The 13,368-nt window shown below is 46.2% G+C and carries 9 protein-coding genes; all 9 read left to right on the top strand.

Annotation, left to right across the window (positions count from 1 at the left end; all coding sequences use genetic code 11):
* The first annotated feature begins 33 nt into the window (after positions 1 to 33).
* The 9 genes from ACG2E4_RS02890 to ACG2E4_RS02850 all read left to right on the top strand — a co-directional run bounded on the left by ACG2E4_RS02890 (position 34) and on the right by ACG2E4_RS02850 (position 13,348).
* Positions 34 to 1,605 (top strand): RagB/SusD family nutrient uptake outer membrane protein, encoded by a 1,572-nt coding sequence (locus ACG2E4_RS02890; protein ID WP_395275662.1) that lies wholly within the window; start codon positions 34 to 36, stop codon positions 1,603 to 1,605.
* Positions 1,606 to 1,784: 179 nt separating this feature from the next.
* On the top strand, positions 1,785 to 2,372 hold the full coding sequence (locus ACG2E4_RS02885; RefSeq protein ID WP_395275661.1) for a hypothetical protein: 588 nt from the start codon (positions 1,785 to 1,787) through the stop codon (positions 2,370 to 2,372).
* A gap of 348 nt (positions 2,373 to 2,720) precedes the next feature.
* On the top strand, positions 2,721 to 4,304 hold the full coding sequence (locus ACG2E4_RS02880; RefSeq protein WP_395275660.1) for a sulfatase: 1,584 nt from the start codon (positions 2,721 to 2,723) through the stop codon (positions 4,302 to 4,304).
* Positions 4,305 to 4,439: 135 nt separating this feature from the next.
* Positions 4,440 to 4,871 carry a plastocyanin/azurin family copper-binding protein gene (locus ACG2E4_RS02875; protein WP_395275659.1) on the top strand — a complete coding sequence of 144 codons (432 nt, stop codon included), beginning with the start codon at positions 4,440 to 4,442 and terminating at the stop codon, positions 4,869 to 4,871.
* 84 nt (positions 4,872 to 4,955) lie between these two features.
* Complete coding sequence (locus ACG2E4_RS02870; RefSeq protein WP_395275658.1) at positions 4,956 to 6,263, top strand: FG-GAP repeat domain-containing protein; 1,308 nt, start codon at positions 4,956 to 4,958, stop codon at positions 6,261 to 6,263.
* Between the two features lie 469 nt (positions 6,264 to 6,732).
* On the top strand, positions 6,733 to 9,021 hold the full coding sequence (locus ACG2E4_RS02865; RefSeq protein ID WP_395275657.1) for a DUF6797 domain-containing protein: 2,289 nt from the start codon (positions 6,733 to 6,735) through the stop codon (positions 9,019 to 9,021).
* Between the two features lie 140 nt (positions 9,022 to 9,161).
* Positions 9,162 to 10,076 (top strand): hypothetical protein, encoded by a 915-nt coding sequence (locus ACG2E4_RS02860; protein ID WP_395275656.1) that lies wholly within the window; start codon positions 9,162 to 9,164, stop codon positions 10,074 to 10,076.
* Between the two features lie 60 nt (positions 10,077 to 10,136).
* The gene (locus ACG2E4_RS02855) at positions 10,137 to 11,321 is read left to right on the top strand and encodes a serine hydrolase domain-containing protein (protein WP_395275655.1); all 1,185 of its coding nucleotides are present in this window, start codon (positions 10,137 to 10,139) and stop codon (positions 11,319 to 11,321) included.
* Positions 11,322 to 11,368: 47 nt separating this feature from the next.
* Complete coding sequence (locus tag ACG2E4_RS02850; RefSeq protein ID WP_395275654.1) at positions 11,369 to 13,348, top strand: DUF5060 domain-containing protein; 1,980 nt, start codon at positions 11,369 to 11,371, stop codon at positions 13,346 to 13,348.
* Positions 13,349 to 13,368: the final 20 nt, after the last annotated feature.

Here is a 13,368-nt window from a genome sequence, read left to right as displayed (position 1 = left end):
GGGTTCCCCTTTAACGGTTTTAACAGTCCCGGCTTGCGTTTTGACGGCACGCTTGGACATCACGATTTAGGCACTGAGAGAGGGGGTAACTTTGAGGGTTGTAGAACTCATGGCGGAATGGATGCAGAGACAGATTGTGTAGGGTTATGGGACTACGAGTATATAAGGGATCTGAATTCCTTTATAGAAAATATCCGGGCTTCCGAATTGTCTGAAGATTTCAAGTCCCGGCTTGAAGGCGAAGCCAGGGTATTGAGGGCGGCCGTCTATTTTAAAATGCAGTCCAGGTACGGAGGCGTACCCCTGGTTGATGTTGTGCTCGATCCGTTTGAGGAGGTCCCGGAGCAATATCGGGTAAGAAGTACGGAGGAAGCACTCGCCGACTTTATAGACACGGAGTTGGAAACAGCAGCGGGTATGTTAGCGGGATTGGGAAATCCCGAAGAAAAAGGCCGTGTTAACGAATGGACGGCCTATGCCTATAAAGCACGGGCGAATCTTTGGTCGGCTTCAATTGCAAATTTTGGCACGCTGGCAGATAACGGGCTAACAGGCATTCCATCATCCAGGGCTGACGAATTTTACCAAAAAGCAAGTGATGCCGCCCAGCAGGTAATTAATTCTGGGGCTTATTCATTACTTCAAGGGGGCGACCCGGCCCAAACCTATTGGAATATTTTCGTTGAAGACTCAAATCCGGAGATTATATTTGAAAGAATATATAACGGCGTTGAAATTAACCATCCGTTCGCTCACCAGGTTCAACCGACTCCATTTTCAGAAGGACAGGGTTCGGAATTGAATCCCACACTGGGACATGTAATGAGTTTTGAAAATTTGGACGGTACGTTCACCAATCCGGATTTAGGGCCAGATAACTTATATGATAATGGTGCTGCGCCCTGGGCCAATAAAGACCCGAGAGTCCATGCACAAGTCCTGTTTCAGGGTGATTTATATGGAGGTAATGTTGTACAATCATATGAAGGTCTGGATCCGACACAAGGAGGGACCAACCCGGACAATATAATTTCGGAAGTCGGTGTAAATTTTGAAGGTACTCCCACCGTTGGAGATGCCAGTCGAAGGCAGGCTAATCAATTCTTTCCATCCACGGGACTTTTACTCTATAAATATGTGCCCGATGAAGATATACTGATACCGGATGATAGAGAGGATAACAATTGGAAAGAGTTGCGATTGGCCGAGATGTATTTAATTGCAGCAGAGAGTGAATTTGAACTGGGTAATCTGGCTGATGCAGCTGAATTTCTCAACTACACACGCGAAAGAGTCGGTTTACCAGAGTTGGATGCAGGAACAATAACTCGTGAACGGGTGAGAAGAGAACGAACGAGTGAATTGGTATATGAAGCTCATCGATGGGATGATCTGCGAAGATGGAGAATTGCCCAGGATAGATTGGATGGCCAAAGAGTACAGGGAGTCCGGACCATTTTACACCATGAGACAGGTCAATTTTACTTTATTCCTATGGATGCTGAAGCGACGCAGCGTGAGTTTCGGCCGGAGCATTATTACAATCCGATTACCAATAGCAGAATTGAAGAAAATGGAGACCTGGTGGAGAACCCCGGGTACTAAGGGAGTGGTTGTTCCAAATTCAATTCAAAAAATAAATTTGCAATTTAAATAAGATGAAAATGAATGCTATAACAATTAGAAAAATTCCGACTTTAGTACTGATGGCAATCTGTGTAGTCGTTTTATCGAGTTGTAGCGAGACGGTCACTGATTTTGGTTATGATGGCCAGATCAGTGGCATGATACTCGATCAAGATGGAAATCCGGTTTCCGGGGATATCTCAAATGCAGCTTTAACGGTATTTGTTTTGGGGGAAGAGGATCGGGTACCGCTGGAATTGAGGGTTAACGGCGATGGTTCTTATTCAAATCTGCAGTTGTATCCACAGTCTTATACCGTTTGGATTGAAGGTCCTGTTGATGGCCCAGGCGACCAGAATGTGGATCTCACAGGTGATCCTGTAGAACATAACATTACCGTTACACCCTATTTGGTGATTCCTGAGCCCACAGCTACCGTTTCCGGTGGGGATCTTGAAGTCAATTATGAGATAACTCCCAGCCAGGGACATACAGCAGAAGAACGAGTTGTGCTGGTGAGTTCGGTTGCCAAAGTGGGTGTCAACACCGGCAATGGTCCCAGGTGGCAAACCCGACAGGAAACGCTAGGCAGCAATTCGGGAACTGCAACTGTTACACTTGATTCTGAGCTCCTGGAGATGGCGGAAGAAAGGGGCGGTGGCAATTTACATATCCGTGTGGCCGCGCGGTCTGACCAGACAACCGAATGGAATTATAGTGTCCCAATTGCTATCGAGGCTCCCTAAATATTCCAATATGAAGATAGATAGCGATAGAATAACGTAATAGATCGGGAATCTGGCAGGTAGGTGTTAGTGTCCAGTCAACCATAACCATTCGGGTTTACGGGATACTGGAACGCAGATGAGGCTTATACTGCGGATTAACCACAGAATAGGTGTTCCGAAGCATACCTTCACATGATCTATCTGCATAGGTCAGCTTGGTCGGTGGTATCCGCGTTCTGCCAGAAACGGCCGAAATGGCGGCACTGCACTAGTTACGGATGGCAGTAATAGTTCAGGGTGGCTTGTTAAGTGAAACGTTAAAGCCGAGACCCCGGAAAAATAGGCTCCAACACGAATATCAATCTCATGCGGAAAATTTTAGCATCATTTAGCCTGCTTCTGTTTTTCTTCTTTTCTGCAGTAGAAGCTATTGCTATAGAAAATTTAGATGGAGGCGATGGTGTGAATATAATATATATTTTAGTTGATGATCTGGGATATGGAGACCTAAACCTTGAATTGGAGGGTGTTGATCAATTCAGCAATCCATATATAAAAACTCCAAATCTATCGCGATTCGCCAAAGAGGCGCTGGTTTTTACGCGGCATTATGCTGCGGACCCAACCTGTTCACCTTCCCGGGCTGGTTTATTGACGGGAAAGACTCCGACTAGGCATAATATCAATCGGTGGATAAACGATTTGGAGGAAGATGACCAATATTTTTTAAGCGGTAAAGAGGTAACTATCGCGGAATTGTTAAAACAAAATGGTTATCAAACGGCCATTTTTGGCAAGTGGCATTTAAACGGCGCGGACTGGACAGAACCCGGAAACTGGACAGGGTGGACCGGTTCTTTTCCCAATCAACAGGGATTTGATTATGCGTTTGTCTCCAAGGAAAATCCACACAGAACGGCCAGTTTACAGACGAATGCGATGCGTAACCCGGGCGATTTTTACTTGTCAAATGAGGAGGTGACCGGCAAACATCTGGGTGTAATTCAGGGCTATTCCTCTCAAATTATAACGGACAGGGCAATCGATTGGCTCCAACATAAAAGAAATCCTGATAAACCTTTTTTCTTGTACCTTCCCTATGATGCCGTTCATGAAAAAGTACAGAATCCTCCGGCTTTTAATGCTTTGTACAATACGGGCAATGTTCCGAAAAATAAGTACTATGCCAATGTAACCTACCTGGATCATCATATGGGCCGGGTTCTGGATTTTCTTGATCAGCAGTGGGAAGTAGAAGACACCATACTCGAAAATACCATAATCTTCTTTTCAAGCGACAATGGACCTGAAGTACGCGATGTATACTGGGGGGCTCATCGTTCCTATGGGACTTCCTATCCGTTGTTCGGACAAAAGCGACAACTGTATGAAGGTGGAATTCGGGTACCTGGTATGGTTCGATGGCCGGGCAAAATAAAACCCGGAATTACCAGTGAACCCAACTCAACGGTCGACGTACTGCCTACCGTGGCTGAATTAACAGGAACAGAAATACCGGAGAATCTGGATCTGGATGGTGAAAGTCTTGTACCTTTGCTGCTAAGGAATGAAAAAATAGAGAGGGATAAACCTTTATACTGGCAGAATGAACTTACCGGCCAGGAGTGGGCAATAGCAGGCAATGGTTACAATCAAAAGTATGTTGGACCCGAACCACTTGACTTACCGGTTCCGAAGGTGGTTATATCAAGGGGACCGTATGTGATGAGAGGGTATACCGAGGGAAGAGAGGAGCAATTCAAAAAGCCGACAGTGTTTCAATTATATAACGTGGAGAAGGATCCGTTGGAAAAGGTGGAAATGTCATCGTTTAAGCCTGAACTGTATGAAGAAATGAAAGAGGAACTTCTGGCCATGTGGGAGAATGTACAACAGGATCGGCTGCAAACAGAAAATGAAATTGTCAACAAAATCGATCAGCGACAGTAATTCTTGGTCAATAATCATTTGAATACATAGCAGATAAAAATTTTTATGCAGAATCATTTTTTAATGTGTATCACCTTATTGCTTATACCTCTTTTTGTTATCACAACGCATGCGCGTACGACAGGAATAAATAGTTTGAATGATGATATCATAGAAAACACACCATATAAAACTAATGGGCATCATAAGGAGTATGGTGATACCACTGTTGTAGAGATCAGATCAGAAGGGGTTGAACTGAGTTATTCTGTAACAGAGATACGTGCCAAAGCGGGTAGTATTTTAAAGATTGTATATATCAATGACAGTGATATGAGTCATAACATTGTATTGGTCCGGGAAGAAAAGGATATCAGACCGGTGGGTATTGCGGCTCTTCAGGCAATATCCAATGATTGGATTCCGGAGAAAGAAATGGATCGTATTCTCGCATACAGTGCATTGGCTTATTCCGGTGATACAGTAGAAGTTGTTTTTGAGGTACCGCCACCTGGGACATATCCATACATCTGTACATACTCTGCTCACTGGACCCAGATGCAGGGTCGGTTAATCTCAACGGAATAAGATCTTCAAGTGGTACAACATTTATAGAATCAACGAAGAAAAGTCTTGCACAACAACAATTAATGTTCAACCAGTTTATCCATTATGGCTACAAATAACACGGTATATCGAAGTAAAAAGTGCCTAAACCTTACAGTTGCCTTCCTCCTGGTGTTGATGGTGGGTTCAGCTGTTGACACCACGGCACAAAGTTCAAATAGCGAACAAAAAGTAAAATTCAGAACACATATCATTGATGATTCTCTTATCGGGGGGGCGTTTTCCAATACAGCTCTTGCTGATATGGATGGTGATGAAAATCTTGAGTTCATCATGAGTTCGCGTGATACGGATAAAATATATGTATACAAATATCATGAACCTGGGTATTGGACCAAATTTATAGTGGGCGAAAATCCACCAACCGATGCCGGTGGTACTGTATTGGACGTAGATGGTGACGGGCTGCCCGACTACGTGGTAGGTGGCGCATGGTACCGGAATTCTGGTGATCTCAACGAACCGTATGAGCAAATTGTATTCGATGAAGACATTATGGATGGCTCTATCCACGATCAGGTCGTAGCTGATATCAATGGGGATGGACGAATGGATATGATTACAATGTCGGATCGGAATAACTTTCGGTGGTATGAGATTCCCAGTGATCCCACAGATTCATGGATACGACATGACATTGGAGAACCTGTCCATGGCGGTGTAGCACCCAAGGGATTTGGAGATCTTGATGGAGACGGAGACACTGATGTAGTTCGTACAGATGTATGGTATGAAAATGTTGATGGAGAGGGGACCGAATGGGAGAAACATGATCTGGGTCCCTTCATGCCCCTGCCGGAGGGCGAGCCAAGCTGGGCAGCCGATGCGGCAAGATCGTGGGTCGCTGATATAAATCAAGACGGGCGACCAGATGTAGTCCAGACCGTAGAAGAAATGCGAGGGGGCAGAGTCTGGTGGATGGAGAACCTTGGTCCGGATTCCAATGGAACAATAGAGTGGCACCGGCATGAAATTGCAGGATGGGATCGTGTAATGGGAGGTCTGCATTCCCTGGGTGTGGCTGATTTTACCGGAGATGGCAAACTTGATGTTATTTCGGCTGAACAGGACTGGCAGCGGGCTCGTCCGGGAGAAAACGGGGAATTAAATCCGCGCTATTATTTATGGGAAAATCTTGGAGTCGGTCCTTCCTGGTCCAACAATCCAACCGTTGAATGGAAAGAACATGTGATTTCTGATGAAAATCTTGGTGGTCACGAGATTGTATTTGGAGACGTTACGGGCAATGGTATGCTTGATATCGTTGGAAAGCCCTGGAGCCCGTCAGATAACAACGCTTTGGGAGGTAGAGCATTTGTAATATTCCTGGAAAACAAATCCATCCTGGAGTGAAATTTTAATAATCCATTTTGCTGATTGAACATTAAGTCAATCCCGCCGGGGGACATAACGACCAGTCGGTGGGTAGGGATTGGTTATTTCCACTTTGGGATGGCTGATTACAGCTGGTTTTTTAACCATACAGCTGTTCACCAGTGGCCATGAGTATAGTTGAGGAGGGCTTTGCAAAACCAGGGGTCTTGGTCAAGATCAAAGCCTGAGCGGATTCGGAACCGCAGTTTATACTCCATAAATGAGGATTTCGAATCCGCGAAAATACCGATATTGGCCAAAACAACGGTTTTGCAAAGCCCTCTTGAGATGAGTTTAAATAAAAATTGATAAGTTAAATGTTAACATGGTTTATAAGATGAATGTTTTAAAACAGGTATTGCTATCTTCAGTATGTTTATGGTTTGCTTCTTTAGGCCTGCCGAAAACTACACAGGCCCAGTTTCAGCCCTCTGACAATATGAATCCGATGGACCATGGGCCATTTGTAACCTCTACGATTACCCATGATCCGGTTACGACCAGCAGCATATTTGTGTATAAAGGAATAGCTGTTAAAGTGGGAGAGGATCCAGAGGCCGTAATAACTTTTGACACGGATCTGCTGCGCATGGCTGGTGCCTGGACCGGGGGATTTCTCCAGTGGTACCTGGCGCGGGACGGGCTTGAGGATTGGCCCAGCCCTGCTGGTATTACCCATTTCGAGACGAGTCAGACACCCGGATGGACGCTCGATGGAGAATTTGATGATCCCAGGAGATGGCCATATGGACCTATACCCAAAGAGCAGGGCCATTACAAGGGACTGTATACCCATGGGAAACAGGTTCTGTTTTCATATACCATTGGTGACAGTGATATCCTGGAACTGCCGGGTTTTGACCGTGTGGATACTCACCCGGTATTTACGAGGACGTTTAATTTGAGTCCCACGGAGGAGACGCTCTCTTTACATGTGTTGCAAGTACCGGATAGCGCAAGAACGGAAATACAATCTGTTTCCAATTCCAAAGAGTACATAAAAATACAAGTTGGAAACAACACCCGTACGGTCGGAGCGCAGGGAATTCCCGATGAGGCCGAATGGAGAATTACAAACCGCCATCTCATACTCGATCTGCCTGCTCTCATGAAGCCTACTCGATTTAAACTTGCTATCGGTCCGATTTTACCCGGCGAGGAAGCAGGTTATATGGAAGGGTATCTAAAACGGGCTGCAAGTGTATCTGATCTTTCTGAACTAAAAAAACCGGGACCGGACCAGTGGAAACCCCTGGAAACGGAGGCTGTAATGGGGGAAGAAGATGGACCGTTTACCGTGGATGAGCTCACAGTGCCTGAACCAAATCCCTGGAATTCGTTCATCAGGTTAATGGATGTGGACTTCTTGTCTGACGGCCGTGCCGTAGTCGCCTCTCTGAGTGGAGATGTATGGCTGGTAGAGGGGATCAGAGAAGATCTGGGAACACTCCGCTGGCATCGCTATGCAACCGGCCTTTTTCAACCAAGTGGCGTTAAGGTGGTTGATGATAAAATCTACGTTACCGGGCGCGACCAGATTACACGATTGCATGATGTAAACAATGACGGCTACGCAGATTTTTATGAAAACTTCAATAATGATCTGATGGCCTCAACCAATTTTCATGCATTTACAATGAACCTGGAGACGGACTCCCAGGGGAATTTCTATTTTGCAAAATCAACTCCCTGGCCCCCCTATCTCAGGGGAGAGGGCCCGCCCAGGGATGCAGAGGTGACTCCACATCACGGGGTTCTTTTTAAACTGTCACCAAATGGCGAAAAGCTTGAAGCCATTGCCAGAGGTCTGCGCAACCCCAATGGGTTGGACGTCGGTCCCGACGGCGAGATGGTATATGCTGATAATGAAGGCAACTGGGTTCCTACAAGCAAAGTACATAGAATAAAAAAGGGGGAATTCCACGGTTTTATCCCCTCGGCCCATCAGCCTGAACAGCCGGAATCCTTTGTGCCACCGCTTATTTGGACGCCCCATTATATTGACAATTCACCGGCTAAACCGATGTTTATTGAGTCAGATAAGTGGCCCGCTGAACTGCAGGATGACCTGTTGCTGGCCTCTTATGGCAGGGCTAACCTTTCATTGATCTTAAAAGAAGACATTGGCGGAGTATGGCAGGGAGCTCACTTAAACTTGCCTCTCATGTTTAAATCAGGTCTGGAACGCGGAAGGTTCCACGAAGATGGGCATCTCTATATTGCCGGAATGACAAGCTGGCAATCAATTGGAGAAGACTGGGGTTCTTTTCACCGCGTACGGTATACCGGGCAGCCTTTGAACCTGCCGGTAGCCCTTAATACGAAAGCCGGGGGACTTGAACTGCGGTTTAATCAACAACTGGACCCCAAGACAGCTGCAGACCTGGAGAATTATGAATTGCAACAATGGACGTATCCGTGGACGAGCCAATATGGTACACGGGGACAGTTGTATTCGGTAGAAAATCCTGGAGAAACCCATCCTGATCCGGTACATGTTGAATCAGTTCGCTTATCTGATGACGGTAGAGCGGTATTCCTGGAAATCCCGGCTCTAAGACCGGGAATGGTACGCAGCTCACTGGGTACACTGGAGGAATTGCCGGATATGATTGAAGCCTCATTGGGACTGGTAATGTCGATAAATTACCAGATTTCCACCACAGATGGGACGGACCTGAGTCACATGATTCATAAAACCATCCACCGGGTTCCAACCGAAGGATTAGAGGAATAACTTAAATCCCAAAATAACATCTTAATCCTGACAGATGTGTTGTTTCTGCAGCATGTATGGGGCGGCATCCGGTATGCCACGGGAAATTAATGATGTAAACATAGAATCGATTTAAAACATAATTACATAATACAAGCCATATGAAGTCATTAATTGTTGGTCTCAGTTTGCCCCTTCTGTTTTTTATGTACGGCTGTCAGGAAGACCAAAAGACAAGTGAGCCTGCTGCTAACCGGGGGAATACTGTAGTAGTGACGAAAGAGCAAAGGTTTGATTACCAAACCTGGAAGATTGAAACGGCAAATGGGACCTGGCATTTTGAATATGAACATGCTGACTCAGGGTATACAAGTACGGGATTTTCATCCGCCATCGATAGCGAGGGAAATGACTGGATAGGCAATGACTGTGTCGATAACCGGGAGTGGAGAGGGTGGCCCAACTTTGGTCCCGACGGATTCGGTCATCCATGCCGTGGAGGAGGAGGGGATTCACGCTGGATTGATACGAATACTATTCCGATCAATTTTACTGATACACTCCGAGGTGAACATCTGATTTTAGAATCCTGGAATGACAATTACAGGGTACTCTATCATTTTTTTCCTAGTCATGCAGCTATAGAAGTGTTGGAGGCGAGACAGCCCTACGCTTTCCTGTTTGAAGGTCCGATTGCCGGCCAGATGGATATTGAACAGCAGCATTATGTGCTAGAAGATGGGGTTAAGTATGGACTGGAAAACGCCAGGGGCCTTGGCTACCTCAACCCGGAATTTGGAAACGATTTCCCCTCCCCGTTTTTCTACTTTACCGATAAAGAGGCCAGCCAAATTCTGTATGTAGGTGCAAAAGGCCATACCGAGGGCGGGGATGAAGGCTGGGCGCAGCCGGACAACATGGTCATCTTCAGCTATGGCCGGGATGAGGATGAGCATGCCCTGACTGGCACCGATGGTGTGGCCGTATTTGGCTTCCTGGACAAGGAAATGGGCCATGATCAAATTAGTGACTTCATTAATGCTCGTCTTGAAAACCCATTTAAACCTGTTGAATAGTGGATGGATGCAAATTCGTGGTAGGGATCTCAATTGGTGAATTATAAAGTTTACGTAATCATGAAAATAAAAATTTCCATTACAAGTCTATTATTGTTCTTAATGATTGCTTGTGATGAAGTAAAGAATCAGAAACAAAATGGAACAAGCAAGAGTGACAAAATTGCAGCTACTCAAGATACTTTACGACAAAACGAGGATACGATATTTCCGGGAGATAAATGGGAGCAAACTGAACCTGAATTACAGGGAATAGACTCCTCAAAATTGAACGAGGCGATTCTTTTTTTAGAGGAAAATTCCGGATTCGATGGAGTAAAAGAATTAATGGTTATACGGAATGGATATCTGATTTGGGAAGGTGAAAACGTGGATAAAGTACATGGTGTCTGGTCAGTGACCAAATCTTTTACCAGTACAGTTCTAGGCTTGTTGATAGGTGACGGCAAGGCCAATATTAATACCCTCGCGAGGGATATTATCCCAGAAATGGATGAAAATTATCCCGAGTTGGAACTCAGACACTTCGCAACCATGACATCCGGGTACAGAGCGCATGGCGACGAGCCGCGCGGCGATTATACACATGGTCCGAGTACAACACCGTTTATTCCCGGTGACCCGTTGTTTACACCTCCTGGTTCAAAGTATGCTTATTGGGATTCAGCTATGAATCAATTTGCAAATATTTTAACCAGAATTGCTGGGGAGCCACTGGAGGATTTTATCAAACGTCGAGTCTTGGACCCCATAGGTGTAAATCCTGATCAGTGGCGGTGGGGAGATTTCGGCGAGTTCGGGGGATATAAAATCAATGGAGGTGCGGGCAATAACAGTAATCATATTTTCATTTCAGCACGAGAAATTGCCCGTTTTGGCCATCTGTTCCTAAATCAGGGTAACTGGGATGGCAAACAGTTGATTCCAAAGGATTGGATACAGAAAGCCAGTGCCGTACAAGTTCCAGCCTCACTCCCCCTGGGACATTTCGAAAGTGGAATAGAAGGTAGTGGCATCTACGGGTTTAACTGGTGGGTTAATGGTGTCAAACCGAATGGGGATAGGAAATGGCCAGGTGCACCAAAAGGCACATTTGCAGCCTGGGGCCATAACAATAATAATCTTTTTATTATTCCTGAATGGAATATGGTGTTGGTACGATTGGGTTTGGACCAAAGTGACAAAGTAATCACCGACAAAATTAATAGTCAATTTATTCAAAAAATAGGTAAGGCTGTAAAGTAGAAATGCTTAAAGCAAACATAAACCATTACAATTAAAACATGAATACTATGAAGAAATTAACTTTTTTTATGATTCTAATATCAGCATTGCTGATAAGACCGGATATCATATTAGCTCAATCTAGCGGTTCGATTGATGGCGAACAAAAAAAGTGGCACCCGATCACTATTACATTTGACGGACCCGAAGTCAGTGAGACCGATGCCTTCAACCCGTTTTTGGGCTATCGGCTAAATGTCATATTCCGGCATGAAAGTGGTCAGAGCACGTACGTGGTTCCCGGCTACTTTGCTGCCGATGGAAATGCTGCGGAAACAAGCGCCACTTCAGGCAACAAATGGCGGGTCCATTTTACACCGGATCAAACGGGGGAATGGACCTATGTCGCCTCCTTTCGCCAGGGTGACAAGGTGGCGATTAAATTGGATCCGAATGCAGGAGAAGCGACTTCTTTTGACGGAGCCACCGGCACGTTGAATATATCGGAAACAGACAAAAGTGGCCGCGACCATCGCGGAAAGGGGATGCTCCGCTACGTGGGAGAACGGTACCTGCAGTTTGATAACGGAGAGTGGTTCATGAAAGGCGGAGCCGACGCCCCCGAAACGCTGCTGGCATATGAGGATTTTGATGGCACCTACCTGCAAACAGGATCAACCAGCCACAGTTATAGTGATGAGCTACTGTGGGGAAGCACTCAGCATAACGACCGACGAGGCCCTGCACCGCTAAAATCATACAACGCACATGTACAAGACTGGAACCCGGGAGATCCCGTATGGCAGGGCGACAAGGGCAAGGGACTCATCGGCGCCCTCAATTACCTGTCTGAGAAAGGGATGAATGCTTTTTCGTTCATCACGATGACGGCCGGCGGTGACGGGAAAAATGTGTGGCCCTGGATCAACCATACGGAAACCGGTCGTTACGATGTTTCCAAGCTGGCACAATGGGGAATGGTATTCACTCATGCTGATGAACTCGGCTTGTTTGCTCATTTTAAGACACAGGAAACTGAAAATGATCAGTTGCTGGATGGCGGTGAACTGGGAACCGAACGGAAGCTGTATTACCGGGAACTGGTAGCCCGGTTTGCCCACCACCATGCCCTCAACTGGAATCTTGGGGAAGAGCATGATCTTTGGAATGAGTTGGGAGACCGCGATATGGATTTGGCAAAATCGTATGCAAAATATATCCACGACCTCGATCCGTACGACCACCCCGTGGTTATTCATTCCTATCCCGGGGATTATGATGAAGTGTATGGACCCCTTGTCGGCTTCGAATATTTTGAAGGTCCCTCCGTGCAAACCAATAACATGCAGCCGTGGGATAATTTTAACAGGATAAGATCCCTGGTGGAAATGTCGGACCAGTCCAGTCGCAACTGGAATGTATCGCTTGATGAAGCCGGCAGCGGTGGCCTTGGCGTTACAACCGACGACTGGGATGACAACTATAACCAGGATGATGCCCGGGCAGTCTACTGGGCAACCATTGCTGCCGGGGGGGACGGTTCGGAATGGTATTTCGGGTATAGTGAGGAGCAAAATGACCTGAATGCGGAAGACTGGCGAAGCAGGGACGCCTTGTGGGATTATACGCGAATCGCAATGGATTTTTATCGTGACAATAACATTCCTTTCTGGGAAATGGATAATGCAAACGGTCTGACGCGCAGTGAAAAGGATTTTGTTTTTGCAGATCCGGGGGAAGTATATGTGATTTACCTACCGGATGGCGGCGCCTCTACCCTTTTGCTCGAAGATTCCGGAACGTACTCGGTAGAATGGTTTAATCCGCGTGAAGGGGGCGAACTGCAACAGGGACGGGTCCTGGAAGTCCCGGAAACGTATTCGCGAGAGCCGGAAAGTGTACTTTCAGCTGTGCCCAACGTCAAGTCTCCGGTGGTACGAAGGGGACGCGTCGTTGAGGTAAATGGCCCTGGCCGTGTTTCTTTGGGTATCCCACCGGTGGAAGCTGAAGAACGACAGGACTGGGTCATACTGGTGCGAAAGCAATAACACGGTTCAAAGAGAGATTA

The organism is Halalkalibaculum sp. DA384 (assembly GCF_043951955.1).
Classification (GTDB): domain Bacteria; phylum Bacteroidota; class Rhodothermia; order Balneolales; family Balneolaceae; genus JAMQKA01.
Note: the sequence above shows the minus strand (reverse complement) of the source record. Positions and strands in the feature narration are given on the sequence as shown.